Source organism: Pseudomonas sp. S1_E05, from assembly GCF_056337105.1.
The window spans coordinates 6,020,240-6,038,973 of record NZ_JBFRHM010000001.1 but is presented as its reverse complement, the minus strand read 5'-3'; the positions used below and the strand labels follow the sequence as shown (position 1 = coordinate 6,038,973).

The following is an 18,734-nucleotide window of genomic DNA, read 5'->3' as shown; positions in this document are numbered from 1 at the left end:
TGGAAATTACCTGCTTAGTCTTCGCTGGTGTGCACTTTGCGGTGCAGGATCGCCTGGAATTCATCGGCGAAGGTGTAGTAGCGGCCAATCAGCGTTTCACTGCGAGCGGCGAAACGGTTGTAGGCGATAACGGCCGGGATGGCGGCGAACAGACCGATCGCGGTGGCGATCAGGGCCTCGGCAATACCCGGGGCTACGGTGGCCAGGGTTGCTTGCTGGGCAGTGGCCAAGCCACGGAAGGAGTTCATGATCCCCCACACCGTACCGAACAGACCGATGTAAGGGCTGACCGAACCGACGGTGGCCAGGAACGGGAGGCTCTGCTCGAGCTTTTCTTCTTCACGGGAGATTGCAACGCGCATGGCACGGGCCACACCTTCCATCACGGCTTCAGGGTCAACGCCGGGCTGCTGGCGCAGACGGGAGAACTCCTTGAAACCGGCACGGAAAATCTGCTCGACGCCCGAATCCGGGTCAGGGTTACTGCCCGCCTGGCGGTAGAGTTTGGACAGGTCGATACCCGACCAGAAGCGCTCCTCGAAGCCCTCCAGCGCACGTCGACCGGCGCGCAGCAGGTTGCTGCGCTGAAAAATCATGATCCATGAGGTCACCGATGCGGCTACCAGGGTCAGCATTACCAGTTGCACCACGATACTGGCATTGCTGACCAGGCTCCACATGGAGGAATGGTCGACGACGTTAGCTTCCACGCTTTATCTCCTGCGTTGAGTGTGTACCCGCGCCGCTCACGTCGGCAAAGGCCGCACGTAGAGTTTCGGGAATGGCCCGGGGTTTCAAACTGTTGGTGCGCACACAGGCCACCAGGAACTGCCCTTCGCAGAGCAGCACATCATCCGTTGCCCGCCTGACCTGCTGCTTGAAACGCAGGCTGGCACGGTTCAATTCGATTACTTCAGCGCTTACCAGCAGTTCGTCGTCCAGTCGCGCCGGCGCGTGGTAGCGCGCTTCGCTGGAATGCACGACGAACAACAGGTCCTCCCCTGCCAGCTGGGATTGGGCAAAGCCCAGTTCCCGCAGCCGCTCGGTTCGAGCCCGTTCCATAAACTTGAGGTAATTGACGTAATACACGATGCCGCCGGCATCGGTGTCCTCGTAATAAACGCGACAACGATGTGCGAACGGCCCAAGCCCGTTTTGCGCGCGCATACTCTAGTGCTTACTCCTCGGGTTGCCAATTGGCTTGGCAACTGTTTTTCATGGTTCTGCGGCTTTGCCTGCGAAAGTACGGTCCTAGGACAGCACAATGCCCGAAAAATCAGCACGCAAACGTTAATTAATCATCAGCGTCGTCAAGAAACTCGTCTACTACGGGCTTCTCTCCCAATCGTGACGGAATGTTTAAGCCAAAATGCAGGTAGGCATGCCGAGTCACGACCCGTCCCCTCGGGGTGCGCATGATGTAACCCTGTTGAATCAGGTAGGGCTCCAGCACGTCTTCGATGGTGTGGCGCTCTTCACTGATCGCTGCCGCCAGGCTGTCGACCCCAACCGGTCCGCCATCGAATTTCTCGATCATGGTCAGGAGCAGACGACGGTCCTGGTGATCGAAGCCACGCTCGTCAACATCCAGCAGGTTCAGCGCAAGGTCGGCAATCGGCTTGGTAATGTGCCCCTTGCCGCGTACCTCGGCAAAATCGCGCACCCGGCGCAGCAAGCGGTTGGCGATCCGCGGGGTGCCACGGGCTCGACGGGCAATTTCAAAAGCGCCGTCCGGATCCAGCGGCAAGCCGAGGATGTTCGCCGAACGGCCGACGATGGTCGCCAGGTCCGCGGTGCTGTAGAACTCCAGGCGCTGAACGATACCGAAGCGGTCACGCAGCGGGTTGGTCAGCATGCCGGCGCGTGTCGTTGCCCCCACCAGCGTGAACGGCGGCAGATCGAGCTTGATCGAGCGGGCGGCCGGGCCTTCACCGATCATGATATCGAGCTGGAAATCTTCCATGGCCGGGTACAACACTTCCTCGACGATCGGCGACAACCGATGGATCTCATCGATGAACAGCACGTCGTGAGGTTCGAGGTTGGTCAACAACGCGGCGAGATCACCCGGACGCTCCAGGACCGGTCCCGAGGTGCTCTTGATCGACACGCCCATTTCCTGGGCGATGATGTTCGCCAGGGTCGTCTTGCCCAGCCCGGGCGGGCCGAAGATCAGCGTATGGTCCAGGGATTCGCTGCGCCCGCGCGCGGCCTGGATGAACAACTCCATTTGCTCGCGAACCGTCGGCTGGCCAATGTACTCCGCCAGGCTGACGGGACGAATCGCCCGGTCCTGGACCTCCTCGCGCTCGCGTGGGCCAGGTGTGGCGGTTATCAGTCGATCAGCTTCAATCACTTAGATCATTCCCTTCAGGGCGCGACGAATCATGTCTTCACTGCTCAAGCCTTTCTCCTTGATCGCGGAAACGGCCTTGCTGGCTTCCTGCGGCTTGTAGCCCAGGGAAATCAGCGCGCTCACCGCGTCGGTTTCGGCGCTGGCGACCGGCGCAACGTCCGGCCCGCCCGGCTGGTTGGGAACCAGGGCAAACATCGCCGGCACGGTTTCCCAGGCCTTGAAGCGGTCCTTGAGTTCCACCAGCAGTCGCTCGGCGGTCTTCTTGCCCACCCCTGGCACCTTGGTCAGCGCCGACGTGTCCTGGGATTGCACGCAACGTACCAGCTCATCGACTTCCAGGCTCGACATCAGGGCGAGCGCCAGTTTGGGACCGACACCATTAAGACGGATCAACTCCCGAAAAAAGTCTCGCTCGCGCTTGCTGGCGAACCCATAGAGTAACTGTGCATCTTCACGCACGACCAGATGAGTGTGCAGCGTCAGGGGCTCACCGACCGACGGCAGGCGATACAGCGTGGTCATGGGGACTTCCAGCTCATAGCCCAGACCGTTTACATCCAGAATCAGGTGCGGCGGCTGTTTCTCAGCCAGGGTGCCGCGCAAGCGTCCAATCACGTTACAGATCCTTGAGCGTTGGCCAGGGTGGTTCTGGCGACCGATGGAGTGAGGGCTTCGCGCCGACGACACAGGCGTAAAACCCTCATTCCAGAAAATGGACTGCTGATGCTATCAGAGACGCAGGCGTCCGCCACGACTGCGTGCCGCACCCAGACCATGGGGCAACAGACTGGATCGAGTGTGGGCATGGCAAATGGCAATGGCCAGGGCGTCCGAGGCGTCGATTTGCGGTTTACTGGTCAACTTCAACATGTGCATGACCATCATCTGCACCTGCTCCTTGTTGGCCGCACCCGTGCCCACCACCGCCTGCTTGACCTGGGTCGCGGAGTACTCGGCGATTTCCAGGCTTTCTTCAGCCCCCGCCACGATGGCCGCCCCTCGGGCCTGCCCCAGCTTCAGTGCGGAATCGGCGTTGCGCGCCATGAACACCTTTTCGATGCCCATGGTCACCGGGTGGTAGGTCTGGATGATCTCCCGCACGCCGCGATAGACGATCTGCAGGCGCTCATGCAGCTCACCCGCTCCGGTGCGGATGCAGCCCGAGGCCACGTATTCGCAGCCACGCCCGGTGTCGCGGACTACGCCGTAGCCGGTGATGCGCGAGCCGGGGTCGATGCCTAGTATTAGAGTCATAACGCCTTTGAAGTCAGTGAATCAACAATACCCAAGTACAACACAAAACAAATGTGGGAGCGGGCTTGCTCGCGAAGGCGGTGGGTCAGTCTGATCATCGACAACTGACACACCGCAATCGCGAGCAAGCCCGCTCCCACAGGGGACTGGCGGGCAACCTTAACTGAGCTGCGCAGCCACGTCTTCCGGGATGTCCGCGTTGGAGTAGACGTTCTGCACATCATCGAGGTCTTCAAGCATGTCGATCAGCTTGAGGACTTTCTCGGCGCCCTCCAGGTCCAGCTCGGCACTGGTGGTCGGCAGCATGACGATTTCCGCGTCGTCACCCTTGAAACCGGCGGCTTCCAGGGCGTTACGCACGGCATAGAAACCGGCGAACGAAGTGAACACATCGATGGAACCGTCTTCGTTGGTCACCACGTCATCAGCATCGGCGTCCATCGCCGCTTCCATCAGTGCGTCTTCGTCGACACCGGCGGCGAAGGAAATCTGCCCCTTGCGCTCGAACAGGTAGGCCACGGAACCATCGGTGCCGAGGTTGCCACCGCATTTACTGAAGGCATGGCGCACGGCCGCTGCAGTACGGTTGCGGTTGTCGGTCATGCACTCGACCATCACTGCCACACCCCCGGGGCCGTAACCTTCGTAGGTCAGTTCGACCATGTCGTCGGTATCAGCCGCACCGGCACCGCGAGCAACGGCGCGATCGATGATGTCGCGACTCATGTTCGCCCCCAGCGCCTTGTCCAGGGCCAGGCGCAGACGCGGGTTGGACCCCGGATCACCACCACCCTGGCGGGCAGCGACGGTCAGTTCACGAATCCACTTGGTGAAAATCTTGCCCTTCTTGGCATCCTGACGTTCTTTGCGGTGCTTGATGTTCGCCCACTTGGAATGACCCGCCATAACTCGCTCCGAATTCTCTTTGAATCATTGCCCGCCACACCCTGGGGCGCCGGCCGGCAAATAAAAATTTCGATCTATCCATAAACAAAGGGCGCATCCGAGGATGCGCCCTTGCGGCCAGTCTTACTCGGCCTTTGGCGTTTCGCGCAGACGAATGTGCAATTCGCGCAACGCCTTGGCATCCACCACACCCGGCGCCTGCGTCATCACGTCGGCAGCACTCTGGGTTTTCGGGAAGGCGATCACTTCACGGATCGACTGGGCGCCAGTCATCAGCATGACCAGACGGTCCAGACCGAAAGCCAGGCCACCGTGCGGTGGTGCGCCGTATTTCAGTGCATCGAGCAGGAAGCCGAACTTCTCTTCCTGTTCCGCTTCGTTGATGCCCAGCAGACGGAACACCGCCTGTTGCATTTCCTTGCGGTGGATACGGATCGAACCGCCACCCAGCTCGGTGCCGTTCAGGACCATGTCGTAGGCACGCGACAGTGCGGTGGCCGGGTTGGCTTCCAGCTCTGCCGGGCTGCACTTGGGTGCAGTGAACGGGTGGTGCAAGGCGCTGAAGCTGCCGTCGTCGTTCTCTTCGAACATCGGGAAGTCGACGACCCACATCGGCGCCCACTCGCAGGTCAGCAGGTTCAGGTCGTGACCCAGCTTGATGCGCAGCGCGCCCAGGGCTTCGCTGACGATCTTGAACTTGTCTGCGCCGAAGAACACGATGTCGCCGTCAACCGCGCCAACGCGATCGAGGATCACATTGAGGTTAGCCTCAGGGATGTTCTTGACGATCGGCGATTGCAGACCTTCGACGCCCTTGGCGCGCTCGTTGACCTTGATGTACGCCAGGCCCTTGGCACCGTAGATGCCGACGAACTTGGTGTAGTCGTCGATCTGCTTGCGCGGCATGCTCGCAGCGCCTGGTACGCGCAGCGCGGTCACGCGGCATTTAGGGTCGTTGGCCGGGCCGCTGAACACCTTGAACTCAACTTCCTTGAGCTGATCGGCCACGTCCACCAGTTCCAGCGGGTTACGCAGGTCCGGCTTGTCCGAGCCGTAGCGACGCATGGCCTCTTCGAAGGTCATGTGCGGGAACTCGCCGAATTCCAGATCCAGGACTTCCTTGAACAGGTTGCGGATCATGCCTTCGGTCAGGCCCATGATGTCTTTTTCGTCGAGGAAGCTGGTCTCGATGTCGATCTGAGTAAACTCAGGCTGACGGTCGGCACGCAGGTCTTCGTCGCGGAAGCACTTGGCGATCTGGTAGTAACGGTCGAAGCCGGCCACCATCAGCAGTTGCTTGAACAGTTGCGGCGATTGCGGCAGGGCGAAGAACGAACCGGCGTGGGTGCGGCTCGGCACCAGGTAGTCGCGTGCGCCTTCCGGGGTGGCGCGGGTCAGGATCGGCGTCTCGACGTCGAGGAAGCCGTTTTCGTCCAGATAGCGACGGATGCTGGTGGTCATGCGCGAACGCAGACGCAGCTTCTCGGCCATTTCCGGGCGACGCAGGTCGAGGAAGCGATAGCGCAGGCGGGTTTCTTCACCCACATCGGAGAACTCGTTGAGCGGGAACGGTGGGGTTTCCGCTTCGTTGAGCACTTCCAGCTCGTAACCCAGCACTTCGATCATGCCCGACGCCATGTTGGCGTTGGTGGCACCGGCCGGACGCAGACGCACCTTGCCGGTGACCTTGACCACGTATTCGCTGCGCACACGGTCGGCAACGGCGAAGGTCTCGGCGCGATCCGGGTCGAAAACCACCTGGGCCAGACCGTCACGATCACGGATATCGAGGAAAATCACCCCACCGTGGTCACGGCGACGGTGAACCCAGCCGCAAAGGGTAATTTCCTGGCCGTCCAGGCTTTCGTTCAGTTGGCCGCAATAATGGCTGCGCATCATGGTCGTGGTTTCACTTCTCGTAATTCGAAATTCGGTTGCAGGCCTTGCGCACTGCAAGGGCTCGCGCGTGTCGTTCAATCGGGTTGCAGACCTTAGTCGGCTTTATCGCCACCGGCCAGATTCTTCTTGGCACCGGTCTTGAAATCGGTTTCGTACCAACCGGCACCGCTGAGGCGGAAACCCGGCATGGACAGCATCTTCTTGAGCTCTGGCGCCTGACAGGCAGGGCAGTCGACCAGCGGTGCTGCGCTGATCTTTTGAATGGCTTCCAACTGATGACCACAGGAAGCACATTGGTAGTCGTACATCGGCATGGGGTTGTCTCGGCGATCAGAATGCTACCGCACACGCTGGGTTTTGCGGCAAAGAGCGGGATTATATCCATTAAATGCGGCCTGTGCAGCCGTAAGACTGCACAGACCGACACTCGATGCATTTCGCCGTCAAGACCTACGCCAGGACGCCGCCGCGCTCTTCATTGCGACTGTGCACGACGCAGACGACCCGCACCAATCCGCTGAAATTCTTCACCCCGCCGTGTCGCAAGTGCACCTCGCGATCGACATGGGACAAGAGGGCGCTGACCGAACAACAGTTGATCTTTGCCATCTCCCCCAGAATGTCCCAGTAAACCTGCTCAAGCCGCAAACAGGTGGCAAAGCCATTCAAACGAACCGAACGGGACAATGGCTGCGCCAGCCCCATATCGAATTCACTGACAAAGGGGTCGATCCTTACATCCTTTAATGGACCCAACCTCCCCTCGTTCAATCTACCGTCATAAACCATACCGCTGACACTCCTTTGCCATTCCTGGTTTCTATCAAAGCCATGTTGCAAGGCTTATAAAAACGCAGGCGCAAAGTTATATCCAGATGACTTTATGACCATCAACGTAGGATAAGCCAACAACGCGAGGCGGACGATGGAGACGGTCCTAGTCTGACTGCTTTCCTACAGTGCAGAGCGCGAAATCCCTCGACCCCGGCGCAAAAAGCACAGTGCGCAAGCCCCTTGATCCAGGTCAATCGCGCACTGCAGCCCCGTCAACTCAGCAGCGCGCGCAACATCCATGCAGTTTTCTCGTGAACCTGCATGCGCTGGGTCAGCAGGTCGGCCGTCGGTTCGTCGCTGACCTTGTCCAGCAGGGGGAAAATCCCCCGCGCCGTACGTGTGACCGCTTCCTGCCCCTCGACCAATTGCTTGATCATGTCCTCGGCACTGGGTACACCCGGTTCCTCCTTGATCGAAGAAAGGCGCGCATAAATGGAATAGGCGCCCGGAGCCGGGAAACCCAGCGCGCGAATGCGCTCGGCAATCGAGTCCACCGCCAGGGCCAACTCGTTATATTGCTCCTCGAACATCAAGTGCAGGGTCCGAAACATCGGGCCGGTGACATTCCAGTGGAAATTATGGGTTTTCAAATAAAGGACGTAAGTGTCCGACAACAGGCGCGAAAGTCCGTCGACGATGGACTTGCGATCCTCTTCACTGATACCGATATCGATTGCCATGCTATTCCCCTAACGGTGATGAATTCATCCAACAGGTGAACGACCACTCTAGCAAGCCTGCTACGCAATCGCAGCCCGGATTGCTGTGACGCCTGTGACAAATCGACTCGAAACACCGCTGGACACCCTGATTTGAGTAGCTGTGAGCTTTGCTGTTAAATAGACGATGTGTCGTCAACGCCTTCTTTTCCGGGCGCTGCGCATAGGCTGATGCCCGGTGCGTGTCCAACGCCTCTCATTGTTCCGAAGCGAACCGTGCCCTATCAGCTCTTCCTTGTGATCCGCCTGAACGTGAGTTAATCAAAATGTTGAAAATCGTCCACCTCCTAATGGGCGCAGCGGCCTTGCTGCTGTCCTTCATTCCAAGCCTGCGATCCGAAGCCGTTCCTTACCTGCAACAACCCGATGCGTTGTACCTGGCCTTTTTCGGCCTGCTCAACCTCATCCTGGCTCCAGTGATTCCCAACTGGAACAAAGGCCCACGCCACCAACTGCAGAACCTGGTCAGTGCCCTCCTGGTGCTGGCTGTCGTCCTGCAAACCCTGACACTGTTCGCGCCAATGCCGGTCATCGCCGGTCAACCGGCCGTTCTGTTCAGCCTGGTGGCTGCCCTGATTGCCGTCGTTCTGCACCTGGCCGTCAGCTTCCATAAATCTTCACCCGCTACCGCCGCGCCAAGCTACGACATGAGCAACCGCGATACCGGCACCGTCAAGTGGTTCAACACCTCCAAGGGTTTCGGTTTTATTTCCCGCGACTCCGGCGATGACATCTTCGTGCATTTCCGCGCCATTCGAGGCGAAGGCCATCGCGTCCTGGTCGAAGGCCAGCGTGTGGAGTTCTCCGTGATGAATCGTGACAAGGGCCTGCAAGCCGAAGACGTTATCGCTGCACTGCCGCGACGCTGATTCACGGCCAAAAAAACCGCGAACAGCTTGGCTGTTCGCGGTTTTTTTGTGCCTGTCTTCCAGCCCTTGGGGTCAGTAATGCGGCGGCGGTGCGTCTTCTTCGAAGACACTGAACTGGCCAGCCATTTCTTCCTGTCGCTTGAGCAAGGCAGCCATTTGCAGTTGCAGTCGCTCCACTGCGCGCTGCTGCGCGGTCAACACATCATTCAGGGCCTGGATAGTGTCGTCCTGAAAGGCCAACTGGGTCTCCAGGTCGGTAACGCGCTCTTCAAGGTTCATGGTTCAACCCTCCAGAAACGTGAAGTCTTCGGTCAGGATCAGGCGCAGCCGCTCGCGGATCGTCGCCACCTGCTCTGCCGAATACGGCTTGGCCGGATGTTTGCCCCACACCGGAGCAGGCCAGGCTGCGTCCCCATGCTTTCGCACGATGACATGCATGTGCAATTGGCTGACAACGTTACCCAAGGCCGCGACATTCAACTTGTCGGCATCGAACGAATCCTTGAGCAATTCAGCCAGCGTGGTCGTTTCCTGCCACAGCTGCTGCTGATCGACGACATCGAGCTGAAATATCTCGCTGATATCCTCGCGACGCGGCACCAGGATGAACCAGGGGTAGTTCGAATCATTGGACAACAGCAAGCGGCTGAGCGGGAAATCGCCAATCGGCAGGGTGTCTTGTTGAAGTCGTGGATCTAAAGCGAACACTGTGCGCACTCCCGGATGTTCATCATTTTCAGCTTAGCGCCCGCCCCCGATAGGCGCAGCGCCAAGCGACAGGACGGCAGCATACCTGCGAACGTCGCTGGCTTCACGACGAAGCGCATCCCCGCCCCGGCCTGGTCGACGAATCAAGACGCGAGCGCCCCGGCATGAAACATTTCCCCCACATTCGCACCATTACAGAACCGCGGGCCAAATGGGAAAAGCCGAGAGACCTCGTAAACCGGGGCTTGTGCACTTTTCAGCACACGTCTCACTGTATGAATTCAGTACAGCAAATAAAATTTTTTGCACCAAAACCGCACATCGTGTCTACGCTCAATGCGTCGGGCATCCGCCAATTACTCACTGATGGGGTGAACCGGTAACGTTTTTCGTTGTCGAGCCGCCAAACCGCACGTCGCAACACGATGCCAGGCAAAGCGTCAAGCCCCTTCAAAAGGTGCGTGTAACCCCCGGTTTTATGAGGTTTTTAAGAAATCAGGCAGGCGTTCAGAAAAAAAACAGCGAAACCGCAATTTGTGCACGCTTGTTGCATTCACACCCACATCGCCTTCGGAGCCGCCACGGGAAGTGGAACGTCTGAAGGCAATAAAAACAGTGGCAGGGTTGCCCGATGGAGATTCAAGTGCTTCACCAAGGACTCTTTTTAACCGATGCTCAAGCCCTGGAAAACAGCGCTGAAGTTGCCATTCCTATTGCATTGGGGCTGTAAATTTGCGACATCTACCCAGCCATTTGCGACAGGGTCGTAAAGAAGCTGAAAGGTTGGATGCGCAAGTATCGCCAATAGGGTCGGCGTGATATAAGTTTGCGCCGACACAAAAAGAAAGAGCCGCCCAGATAAAAAAACAGGTGGGACGGCAGTACTCTTCAAAACCAAAGGAGCAAATCACGATGCGCGTGATGAAGTGGAGCATGATCGCACTGGCAGTTGCAGCAGCCGCCAGTACTCAAGTGGCAACAGCAGCACCGTTCGTTAGTGACCAGGCAGAAGCCAAAGGTTTTGTTGAAGATGCAAAAGCAGACATCCTGCTGCGCAACTACTACTTCAACCGTAACAACAAAGACGGCGGCAACGACCAGAAAGACTGGACCCAGGGTTTCTGGGGTAACTTCAGCTCCGGTTACACCCAAGGTACTGTAGGCGTCGGCGTTGATGCATTCGGTTACCTGGCCATCAAACTGGACGGTGGCGACGGTACCGGCGGTACTGGCAACATGCCAGTTGGCGCCAACGGCGTTCAGGACAGCCAAGGCAAGGCCGGCGGCGCTGTTAAATTCCGCGTATCGAAAACCGAGCTGAAAGTCGGCGACATGCAGCCAAGCACTGCTCCAGTGTTCGCTGTCGGCGGTTCCCGTATCCTTCCTCAAACTGCCAGCGGTTTCCAACTGCAGAGCAGCGAAGTCAAAGACCTTGACCTCGAAGCCGGTCACTTCTACTCGTCGACCAGCCAGGACCGTAACTCGCGCGATGGCGGCCTGTACGCCACGTACGCCGGTGAAGAAGCCAACACCATCGACTACTTCGGTGGCAAATATGGCATCACCGACGCGCTGAGCGTTTCCCTGTACGGCGCCAAGCTGGAAGACATCTGGAACCAGTACTACGCGAACGCGAACTACACCATCCCAATGGGTGGCGATCAGTCGCTGAACCTGGACGGTAACATCTACCGCACCTCGGACACTGGCGATTCCAAAGCCGGCGACATCAGCAACACCACCTACTCTCTGGCCGCTGCTTTCTCGTTCCTGAAAGCACACACCCTCACCGTGGCCTTCCAGAAGGTTAACGGCGACACGCCATTCGACTACATCGGCGTGGGCAAGAACAACCGTGGTGGCGACTCGATCTTCCTCGCCAACTCCATCCAGTACTCTGACTTCAACGGTCCGGAAGAGAAATCTGCCCAGATCCGTTACGACCTGAAAATGGCTGAGTACGGCGTTCCTGGTCTGAGCTTCATGACCCGTTACGTGAAAGGCTGGGACATCGACGGTACCGGTCTGGCAGCTAACAGCGTTTACCGTAAATCCAACGGTGACCCACTGTACGGTGCTGACGGCAAACACAACGAAACCAACTTCGAAGCCAAGTACGTTGTTCAGACTGGCCCGGCTAAAGATCTCTCCTTCCGCATTCGTCAAGCATGGCACCAAGCTAACGCTGACCAAGGCGAAGGCGACATCAAAGAGTTCCGTCTGATCGTCGACTACCCGCTGTCGCTGTTGTAATCGCATCCACTTAGTTTGCGATAACAAATAAAAAGGCCCATCTTCGGATGGGCCTTTTTTGTTACAAGCTTGTTACTTACTGCACGGTAGATTCCTGCACCACGCGAATCACTCGCTGTGGAAAGGGAATATCAATGCCCGCCGCTTTCAGGCGATCGCGGGATTGTTCATTAAACATGAACATCACATCCCAATAATCCGCTGTTTTTACCCACACCCGCAAAGATACGGTAATGGAACTGTCACCCAAGGTAGAAATGACAGCCTGTGGCGCCGGCTCAGCCAGGATGCGCTCATCCTTGGCAAGGTCCAGTAACACCTGGCGGGCCTTCTGCAAATCAGCTTCATAGTCCACACCCACATCGAACACCACCTTGCGGGTAGGCTGACGGTTGGTGTTGGTGATGATGCCGTTGGAGAGATTGCCGTTGGGAACGATGATGGTCTTGTTGTCACCGGTGCGCAGCACCGTGTGGAAGATCTGAATGCTGTCGACCGTACCCGCCACCCCTTGAGCTTCGATCCAGTCACCTATGCGGAACGGGCGGAACAGCAAAATCAATACCCCACCCGCGAAGTTCGCCAGGCTGCCTTGCAACGCCAGACCAATGGCCAGACCGGCAGCACCGATCGCGGCGACGAAGGAGGTGGTTTCCACGCCGATCATCGAGGCCACGCTGACGATCAACAGCACCTTGAGGATGATGTTCGCCAGACTGCTGATGAAACCTTGCAGCGCCAGGTCGGCATTGCGCAAGGCCAGCAGGCCGCCAAGCTTGTGCGTGACCTTATTGATCAGCCACCAGCCGATGGCCAGGGTGATGACGGCCAGTAACACACGACTGCCGTACTCCATGATCATCGGGATCCAGGCTTGGGACGCCTTGACCAGGTTGTCCACTTCAGCGTTCAAGTCCATCTAGGTTCTCCTGATTGGCGGCCATACGGCACACAAAAAAATCAGGGGCAAAAATGCCCCTTGGGTTTACACACGACTTTCCCTGTAGGAGCGAGCTTGCTCCTACACATAAAGGCATCAATCGCGGAAGTTGTTGAACTGCAGCGGCATGTCGAACGTCGCGGCGCGCAGGGCCGCGATGGCCTCCTGCAAATCGTCACGTTTCTTGCCGGTCACGCGCACCTGCTCACCCTGGATGGCCGCTTGCACCTTGAGCTTGGCATCCTTGATGTGAGCGACGATCTTCTTCGCCAGCTCCTTGTCGATGCCTTCCTTGAGGACCGCTTCCTGCTTCATCAGCTTGCCCGAGGCGTAGGCGTCCTTGACTTCCAGGCACTGCACGTCGATTTTGCGCTTGACCAGCGCCAGCTTGAGGATCTCAATCATCGCTTCAAGCTGGAAATCGGCTTCAGCGGTCAGGTTGACGGTCAGGTCCTTTTCCTTGAACTCGAAGCTGCCTTTGCCCTTCAGGTCATAGCGACGATCGAGTTCCTTGACGGCGTTCTCGACGGCGTTGGTGACTTCGTGTTTGTCCAGTTCGGATACCACGTCGAACGACGGCATGTAATTTCTCCAATAAAGGGCGCACTCGAAAACGATGGAGCACGCTTGGCTTGCGGTTAAAATCCGCGCTGATTATAACGGGTCTTTCCGATCATTCACTGTGGGCCCGCGATGCTGGCCTCAAACAGAGCGAAAAGCTGATGTCTACACCCTGGCATGTTCTGGGCGCCGGCAGCCTTGGCACCTTGTGGGCCACGCGCCTGGCGCGGGCCGGTAAAACGGTCAGGTTGATCGTGCGCGATGAGGCCAGGCTCATGGCCTATCAGGCGGCGGGCGGCTTGACGCTGGTGGAACATGGACAAGCGCAAACCTTTAACATTCCCGGTGAAACCGCAAAAAGCACAGCGCCAATCCACCGCCTGCTGGTGGCCTGCAAGGCCTACGATGCTGAGCAGGCGGTGGCCCAACTCGCGTCGCGACTGGCCCCCGACGCCGAGTTGATCCTGCTGCAAAACGGCCTCGGCAGTCAGGACGCGGTGGCCGCGCGGGTGCCTCAGGCGCGCTGCATCAGTGCATCAAGCACCGAGGGCGCCTTCCGCGATGGCGACTGGCGCGTGGTGTTTGCCGGCCATGGCTACACCTGGCTGGGTGACGCGGGGCATCCAGTGGCGCCGATCTGGCTGGAGGATCTGGTTGACGCCGGCATCCCCCACGCCTGGAGCGCCGACATCCTGACCCGGCTGTGGCGCAAGCTGGCGCTCAACTGTGCGATCAACCCGCTGACGGTCCTGCATGATTGCCGCAACGGCGGACTGCAGGATCACCGTTGCGAAGTCGCCACCCTCTGCGGCGAACTGACCGAATTGCTGCAACGTTGCGGCCAGCCGGCCGCCGCCGAGGATCTACAGCAGGAGGTCGAGCGGGTCATCCACGCCACTGCCGCCAATTTTTCCTCGATGTACCAGGACGTCGCGCATCAGCGCCGCACCGAAATCAGCTACCTGCTGGGCTATGCCTGCAAGGTGGCTGCACGGCATCAACTGAACCTGCCACACCTCAACCAGTTGCAGCAGCGGCTGATTGCCCATCTGCACAGCCTCGGATTGCCCAGCGACTGAGCAGCGGCTACGCTGGCCACTTGTTCCTTGTGTAGCGATCACACTGATGCCATTGCGCCAGCGCCTTGAAAACCTTCCGGTCGGCCAGAAACTGCTGGCCGCCCTGCTGGTGTTGTTGACCACCGTCCTGCTGGTCGCCAACCTGACCTTTATCAGTGCCGCGTACTACATTTCCCAGGAGAGCATGGCACCCCAGGCCTTGCAGACCATCGGCCGGCTGGTGTCCAACCCGAGCCTGGTCTCCGAAGCCCTGCAATCGCCGCAAAGCGCCGAACGCCTGCTCAACGAACTCAACAGTTACTCACCGTTGCGTGCCGCCGCCTTGTATGACGGCAAGGGCGAACGCCTGGCCCAATTGCAGCATGGCGACAAACTGAAGTTGCCCGAGCGCTATCGCCACATCGAAGCCTGGCAAGCCACCGAGTTTCGCAGCAACCAACTGATCACCCTGCCCCGTCCCGGCACCGCACCCGGCCATTTGCTGCTGGTGGCCAGCAGCGAATTGCCGGTGGCTTTCTACACCGGGACCCTGACCGCCAGCCTCGGCATTCTGATCTTCAGCGTGCTGTTGTGGCTGATGATCGCCCGGCAGATCAAGCGCCTGATCACCCGGCCGATCCATCAGCTCGAAGAGTTGTCGCGCCAGGTGACCCGCGAAGAGAACTACTCCTTGCGCGCCTCGCGTGGCAACCATGACGAAATCGGCAGCCTGGCCGAGGCGTTCAACACCATGCTCTCGCGTATCGAAGCGCGGGAGCAGCAGCTCAAACGCGCGCGGGACGACTCCCAGGCCGCCTATGACCAGGCCCAGGGGCTGGCCGAGGAAACCCGCCACACCAACCGCAAGCTGGAACTGGAAGTCCAGGTGCGCAGCAAGATCGAGAAGAAACTCACCGGTTTCCAGAACTACCTCAACAGCATCATCGACTCCATGCCCTCGGCGCTGATTGCCCTCGACGAACAGCTCTACGTGACCCAGTGGAACCAGGAAGCGAGTGCGCTCTCCGGCACCCGCCTGGACGAAGCGCTGAACCAGCCCATTTTCCTTGCCTTCGAACCGCTCAAGCCGTTCCTGCCGCAGATCAAACAGACCGTCGAGCAACACACGGTGGCGAAGATCGAACGCGTGACCTGGTTCAAGGACGAGGAACCCAAGCATTACGCCCTGACTTTTTACCCGCTGATGGGCGGCGCCGGACGTGGTGTGGTGATCCGTATCGACGACATCACCCAGCGCCTGTCGCTGGAAGAAATGATGGTGCAATCGGAAAAAATGCTGTCGGTCGGTGGCCTCGCCGCCGGCATGGCCCACGAAATCAACAACCCGCTGGGGGCGATCCTGCATAACGTGCAGAACATTCGCCGGCGCCTGTCTACCGAACTGCCAAAGAACCTCGAGCAGGCCGAGCAGGTCGGTATTGAGCTCGACACCGTCAACCAGTACTTGCAAGCCCGGGAAGTACCGCAATTGCTCGACGGTATCCAACAAGCGGGGGCACGGGCCGCGAAGATCGTCACCCACATGCTCAGCTTCAGCCGTCGCAGCACCCGGCAGATGGCGCCGTGCGACCTGCCGGCGCTGATCGACCAGGCCGTGGAAATTGCCGGCAACGACTTCGACCTGGCGATCGGTTTCGATTTCAAGGGCCAGGCGATCATCCGTCAGTTCGACCCCGCACTGGGCCCGGTTCCAGGCACCGCCAACGAACTCGAGCAGGTGCTGCTGAATCTATTGAAGAACGCCGCCCAGGCCATTCACCAGCGCGAGGATGATCGCGAGCCAGGGCGAATCATCCTGCGCACCCGGCTTAACCCGCCCTGGGCGGAAATACAGGTCGAGGACAACGGCATCGGCATGAGCGAGAACGTGCGCAAACGCACCTTCGAGCCGTTTTTCACCACCAAGGAAATCGGCCAGGGCACCGGCCTGGGCCTCTCGGTCTCGTATTTCATCATCACCAACAACCACAAGGGCCAGATGGAAGTGCAGTCGACTTTGGGCCAAGGCACCTGCTTTACCTTGCGCCTGCCGCTGACCAGCACGCCGCCTGCCTCTCAAGAACTCAATCAGCTATCGAGGTAACCCATGGGTTTTCGCTTGTCGAAGATTTACACCCGCACTGGCGACAAAGGCGAAACCGGACTGGGCGACGGTCGGCGCGTCCCCAAGGACCACCCGCGCATCGAGGCGATTGGCGAGGTGGACAGCTTGAACAGCCAGTTGGGCGTGTTGCTGGCCGGGCTGGCGACTGAGCCGGCTTTGAACGAGGTGATCGAAGTGCTGGCGCCCTGTCAGCATCGCTTGTTCGACCTTGGGGGCGAACTGGCAATGCCGGAGTATCAGGCACTGAACATGGCGGAAATCGATCGCCTGGAATCGGCAATCGATCTGTGGAATGAAGAACTGGGGCCGCTGGAGAATTTCATTTTGCCGGGTGGTTCGGCGTTGATCGCCCAGGCGCACGTATGCCGCAGCCTGGCGCGCACTGCTGAACGGCGCTGCCAGCAGTTGAATGCGCTGGAGCCGTTGGCTGGGGTGGGACTGGCCTACATCAATCGGTTGTCGGATTTGCTGTTTGTGGTGGCGCGGGTGATTGCGCGGCGGCAGGGGGTGGCGGAGATTTTGTGGGAGGCGGCGGTCAAGCCTGAGGTTTAAGTGGCGTCTGTGAGGACGCCTTCGCGAGCAAGCCCGCTCCCACAGTGACCGTGTCGAACACGAAACCTGTAGGAGCGAGCTTGCTCGCGATGAGGCCAGCAGCTACACCACGGAATCAGGCCAAAATGCCCGAATTCCCGCCACACCCTGCGCCCCCGCCTCCCAGGCCTTCTGCTGCTCAGCCGGCCCGACGCCACCGAGCAGAAACACCGGCTTGTTGAACCCTTCCATCAAGCTCGACGCCTGTTCCCAGCCCAGCGGTTGGGCATCCGGATGGGTCAAGGTCGGCTGCACGGGCGACAGGGTCACGAAGTCCACGCCCATCTGTTCAGCCAACGCCAGTTCTTCGGCATTGTGGCAGGACGCCGCCAGCCAGCGCGAGGCCGGCAGCGGGCGCCCAGCCGCTGCATATTTGCGCAACTGGGCGGCGGTGATATGCCAACCGGCCGAGGGGAAATCCCCCAGCCACTCGAAAGGCCCCTTGAGCATCAACTGAGCCTTCCCGGCGCACAGCCCCGCCGCGTCGACTGCCAGATCGCGGTACTTGGGGTCGTAGCCGCTGGGCGCCCGTAGCTGGATCAGCTTGATGCCGCCGGCAATGGCTTTTTGCATGCCACGCAGCAGCGCCGGGGCCTCAAGGTCTTCAGGGGTGATCAGGTACTGTGAAGGCAACCGCGCAGCGGCCACGATCGGTTGATTGGCCGCCGGAAACTCGTAGCTCGAAAGATCACGGGGTGCCACCCATTGCAGCGGCTGGCCTTCGGCGCCGTGGGGCTCGCCGGTGAAGTCCGAGACTTCCCAGACATCCAGCAGCACGTGCTTGTCCGGGTAGTCGTGATGGACCTTGATCAACGGACGGGCCGTGACCACCACAATTCCCAACTCCTCGTGAAGCTCGCGTGCCAGGGCGCGCTCAACGGACTCCTCCGCCTCGACCTTGCCACCGGGAAATTCCCACAGGCCACCCTGGTGCTGGGTGTCTGCACGGCAGGCAATCAGAATCTTGCCGCTTGGGTCACGAATGACCGCTGCGGCGACATGAACTCGCTTCACTGCCCAATCTCCTCCAGACCTGCCCGTTGCCACGCCTTGAAAGCCGGCCATTGGTAGATCGTTTCAACATAGGCCTCATCCGCCGCCGGCAACTTCACCTGATACGTGCGCAAGCGCACGGCAATCGGGGCGAAAAACGCATCGGCGAGGGTCGCACCACCAAACAGAAACGGACCGACTTCGGTCGCTGCGGCGCGACATTCGGCCCACAGCGCCAGCATGCGTTCGACATCGGCCTGTACATCAACCGGGGCCGGCGACAGCGGTGCATCGCGGCTCAGGTCGAAGGGCATATTGGCACGCATCGCGAAGAAACCGGCGTGCATCTGCGCACAGGCCGAACGGGCCTGGGCGCGCGCGGCGATGTCCTTGGGCCAGAGCGCGGCATCGGGGAACTGCTCGGCCAGGTACTCGGCAATCGCCAGGGAGTCGGCGATGGTGCCGTGTTCGGTTTTCAGCAGAGGGACCTTGCCGGTTGGCGAGTGTTTGAGGATGCGTTCGCGGGTGTCCGGCTGGTTCAGCTTGATCAGCTCTTCGGTGTACGGGGCACCGGCCAGCTCGAGGGCCAGGGCGCCGCGCAGGGACCAGGAGGAATACAGTTTGTCGCCGATGATCAGGTGCAGGCTCATGGTCGGGACCTTTTGATG

The 18,734-nt window shown here is 59.5% G+C and carries 21 protein-coding genes; 5 read left to right on the top strand and 16 right to left on the bottom strand.

Features of this window, described 5'->3' with window-relative positions:
• Positions 1-14: 14 nt before the first annotated feature.
• The 10 genes from tolQ to AB4N33_RS27890 form a co-directional block, all read right to left on the bottom strand.
• On the bottom strand, positions 15-710 hold the full coding sequence (tolQ, locus tag AB4N33_RS27935) for a protein TolQ (protein ID WP_460121540.1): 696 nt from the start codon (positions 708-710) through the stop codon (positions 15-17).
• Positions 700-1,167, bottom strand: a complete 468-nt coding sequence (ybgC, locus tag AB4N33_RS27930; RefSeq protein ID WP_460121538.1) for a tol-pal system-associated acyl-CoA thioesterase — start codon at positions 1,165-1,167, stop codon at positions 700-702. The genes tolQ and ybgC overlap by 11 nt, the downstream gene beginning before the upstream one ends.
• 127 nt (positions 1,168-1,294) lie before the next feature.
• Positions 1,295-2,356, bottom strand: a complete 1,062-nt coding sequence (ruvB, locus tag AB4N33_RS27925) for a Holliday junction branch migration DNA helicase RuvB (protein WP_460121536.1) — start codon at positions 2,354-2,356, stop codon at positions 1,295-1,297.
• On the bottom strand, positions 2,357-2,971 hold the full coding sequence (ruvA, locus tag AB4N33_RS27920) for a Holliday junction branch migration protein RuvA (protein ID WP_192305559.1): 615 nt from the start codon (positions 2,969-2,971) through the stop codon (positions 2,357-2,359).
• A gap of 114 nt (positions 2,972-3,085) precedes the next feature.
• Positions 3,086-3,610, bottom strand: a complete 525-nt coding sequence (ruvC, locus tag AB4N33_RS27915) for a crossover junction endodeoxyribonuclease RuvC (RefSeq protein WP_192305557.1) — start codon at positions 3,608-3,610, stop codon at positions 3,086-3,088.
• 159 nt (positions 3,611-3,769) lie between these two features.
• Positions 3,770-4,516, bottom strand: coding sequence for a YebC/PmpR family DNA-binding transcriptional regulator (locus AB4N33_RS27910; RefSeq protein WP_460141020.1), 747 nt, complete (start codon positions 4,514-4,516; stop codon positions 3,770-3,772).
• Between the two features lie 123 nt (positions 4,517-4,639).
• A complete protein-coding gene (gene aspS, locus AB4N33_RS27905; RefSeq protein ID WP_460121532.1) occupies positions 4,640-6,415 on the bottom strand; it encodes an aspartate--tRNA ligase in 1,776 nt (591 codons plus the stop codon).
• A gap of 92 nt (positions 6,416-6,507) precedes the next feature.
• Complete coding sequence (locus tag AB4N33_RS27900; protein ID WP_460121530.1) at positions 6,508-6,729, bottom strand: FmdB family zinc ribbon protein; 222 nt, start codon at positions 6,727-6,729, stop codon at positions 6,508-6,510.
• Between the two features lie 136 nt (positions 6,730-6,865).
• Positions 6,866-7,204 carry a ribbon-helix-helix domain-containing protein gene (locus AB4N33_RS27895; protein WP_192305551.1) on the bottom strand — a complete coding sequence of 113 codons (339 nt, stop codon included), beginning with the start codon at positions 7,202-7,204 and terminating at the stop codon, positions 6,866-6,868.
• 257 nt (positions 7,205-7,461) lie between these two features.
• Positions 7,462-7,929: a Dps family protein gene (locus tag AB4N33_RS27890; RefSeq protein WP_460121528.1), complete on the bottom strand. Its 468-nt coding sequence runs from the start codon at positions 7,927-7,929 to the stop codon at positions 7,462-7,464.
• Between the two features lie 305 nt (positions 7,930-8,234).
• Here AB4N33_RS27890 and AB4N33_RS27885 point away from each other — a divergent pair, with 305 nt between their 5' ends.
• Complete coding sequence (locus tag AB4N33_RS27885; protein ID WP_460141019.1) at positions 8,235-8,837, top strand: cold-shock protein; 603 nt, start codon at positions 8,235-8,237, stop codon at positions 8,835-8,837.
• Positions 8,838-8,909: 72 nt separating this feature from the next.
• On the opposite strand, the gene AB4N33_RS27880 is transcribed toward AB4N33_RS27885, so the two are convergent.
• Positions 8,910-9,116, bottom strand: coding sequence for a SlyX family protein (locus AB4N33_RS27880; protein ID WP_460121524.1), 207 nt, complete (start codon positions 9,114-9,116; stop codon positions 8,910-8,912).
• 3 nt (positions 9,117-9,119) lie between these two features.
• Positions 9,120-9,545 (bottom strand): HIT domain-containing protein, encoded by a 426-nt coding sequence (locus tag AB4N33_RS27875; RefSeq protein ID WP_460121522.1) that lies wholly within the window; start codon positions 9,543-9,545, stop codon positions 9,120-9,122.
• 912 nt (positions 9,546-10,457) lie between these two features.
• Between AB4N33_RS27875 and AB4N33_RS27870 the strand changes: the two genes are divergently transcribed.
• Positions 10,458-11,798: an OprD family porin gene (locus AB4N33_RS27870; protein WP_371048605.1), complete on the top strand. Its 1,341-nt coding sequence runs from the start codon at positions 10,458-10,460 to the stop codon at positions 11,796-11,798.
• Positions 11,799-11,874: 76 nt separating this feature from the next.
• Here the strand turns inward: AB4N33_RS27870 and AB4N33_RS27865 are convergent, their stop codons facing one another.
• Positions 11,875-12,717 carry a mechanosensitive ion channel family protein gene (locus AB4N33_RS27865; protein ID WP_476458675.1) on the bottom strand — a complete coding sequence of 281 codons (843 nt, stop codon included), beginning with the start codon at positions 12,715-12,717 and terminating at the stop codon, positions 11,875-11,877.
• Between the two features lie 117 nt (positions 12,718-12,834).
• The gene (locus AB4N33_RS27860) at positions 12,835-13,320 is read right to left on the bottom strand and encodes a YajQ family cyclic di-GMP-binding protein (RefSeq protein WP_368554943.1); all 486 of its coding nucleotides are present in this window, start codon (positions 13,318-13,320) and stop codon (positions 12,835-12,837) included.
• 140 nt (positions 13,321-13,460) lie between these two features.
• Between AB4N33_RS27860 and AB4N33_RS27855 the strand changes: the two genes are divergently transcribed.
• The 3 genes from AB4N33_RS27855 to AB4N33_RS27845 are packed head-to-tail and all read left to right on the top strand — an operon-like array spanning position 13,461 to position 17,034.
• Positions 13,461-14,378, top strand: coding sequence for a putative 2-dehydropantoate 2-reductase (locus tag AB4N33_RS27855; protein WP_476458674.1), 918 nt, complete (start codon positions 13,461-13,463; stop codon positions 14,376-14,378).
• Between the two features lie 46 nt (positions 14,379-14,424).
• The gene (locus AB4N33_RS27850) at positions 14,425-16,461 is read left to right on the top strand and encodes a sensor histidine kinase (protein WP_460121514.1); all 2,037 of its coding nucleotides are present in this window, start codon (positions 14,425-14,427) and stop codon (positions 16,459-16,461) included.
• A gap of 3 nt (positions 16,462-16,464) precedes the next feature.
• Positions 16,465-17,034, top strand: a complete 570-nt coding sequence (locus AB4N33_RS27845) for a cob(I)yrinic acid a,c-diamide adenosyltransferase (RefSeq protein WP_460141017.1) — start codon at positions 16,465-16,467, stop codon at positions 17,032-17,034.
• A 102-nt stretch (positions 17,035-17,136) separates the two neighbouring features.
• Here AB4N33_RS27845 and AB4N33_RS27840 read toward each other — a convergent pair whose 3' ends face one another.
• Together AB4N33_RS27840 and AB4N33_RS27835 are read right to left on the bottom strand one after the other, a co-directional pair.
• Positions 17,137-18,087, bottom strand: a complete 951-nt coding sequence (locus AB4N33_RS27840) for a Nudix family hydrolase (RefSeq protein WP_476458673.1) — start codon at positions 18,085-18,087, stop codon at positions 17,137-17,139.
• Positions 18,084-18,716 (bottom strand): glutathione S-transferase family protein, encoded by a 633-nt coding sequence (locus tag AB4N33_RS27835; protein ID WP_476458672.1) that lies wholly within the window; start codon positions 18,714-18,716, stop codon positions 18,084-18,086. The genes AB4N33_RS27840 and AB4N33_RS27835 overlap by 4 nt, the downstream gene beginning before the upstream one ends.
• Positions 18,717-18,734 lie beyond the last annotated feature (18 nt).

Bases quoted from the DNA above. Each gene is read 5' to 3' on its own strand.
- ybgC (WP_460121538.1), bottom strand. From the start codon at position 1,167: ATGCGCGCGCAAAACGGGCTTGGGCCGTTCGCACATCGTTGTCGCGTT.
- ruvC (WP_192305557.1), bottom strand. From the start codon at position 3,610: ATGACTCTAATACTAGGCATCGACCCCGGCTCGCGCATCACCGGCTAC.
- AB4N33_RS27910 (WP_460141020.1), bottom strand. From the start codon at position 4,516: ATGGCGGGTCATTCCAAGTGGGCGAACATCAAGCACCGCAAAGAACGT.
- aspS (WP_460121532.1), bottom strand. From the start codon at position 6,415: ATGATGCGCAGCCATTATTGCGGCCAACTGAACGAAAGCCTGGACGGC.
- AB4N33_RS27900 (WP_460121530.1), bottom strand. From the start codon at position 6,729: ATGCCGATGTACGACTACCAATGTGCTTCCTGTGGTCATCAGTTGGAA.
- AB4N33_RS27895 (WP_192305551.1), bottom strand. From the start codon at position 7,204: ATGGTTTATGACGGTAGATTGAACGAGGGGAGGTTGGGTCCATTAAAG.
- AB4N33_RS27890 (WP_460121528.1), bottom strand. From the start codon at position 7,929: ATGGCAATCGATATCGGTATCAGTGAAGAGGATCGCAAGTCCATCGTC.
- AB4N33_RS27885 (WP_460141019.1), top strand. From the start codon at position 8,235: ATGTTGAAAATCGTCCACCTCCTAATGGGCGCAGCGGCCTTGCTGCTG.
- AB4N33_RS27880 (WP_460121524.1), bottom strand. From the start codon at position 9,116: ATGAACCTTGAAGAGCGCGTTACCGACCTGGAGACCCAGTTGGCCTTT.
- AB4N33_RS27870 (WP_371048605.1), top strand. From the start codon at position 10,458: ATGCGCGTGATGAAGTGGAGCATGATCGCACTGGCAGTTGCAGCAGCC.
- AB4N33_RS27865 (WP_476458675.1), bottom strand. From the start codon at position 12,717: ATGGACTTGAACGCTGAAGTGGACAACCTGGTCAAGGCGTCCCAAGCC.
- AB4N33_RS27860 (WP_368554943.1), bottom strand. From the start codon at position 13,320: ATGCCGTCGTTCGACGTGGTATCCGAACTGGACAAACACGAAGTCACC.
- AB4N33_RS27855 (WP_476458674.1), top strand. From the start codon at position 13,461: ATGTCTACACCCTGGCATGTTCTGGGCGCCGGCAGCCTTGGCACCTTG.
- AB4N33_RS27850 (WP_460121514.1), top strand. From the start codon at position 14,425: ATGCCATTGCGCCAGCGCCTTGAAAACCTTCCGGTCGGCCAGAAACTG.
- AB4N33_RS27845 (WP_460141017.1), top strand. From the start codon at position 16,465: ATGGGTTTTCGCTTGTCGAAGATTTACACCCGCACTGGCGACAAAGGC.
- AB4N33_RS27835 (WP_476458672.1), bottom strand. From the start codon at position 18,716: ATGAGCCTGCACCTGATCATCGGCGACAAACTGTATTCCTCCTGGTCC.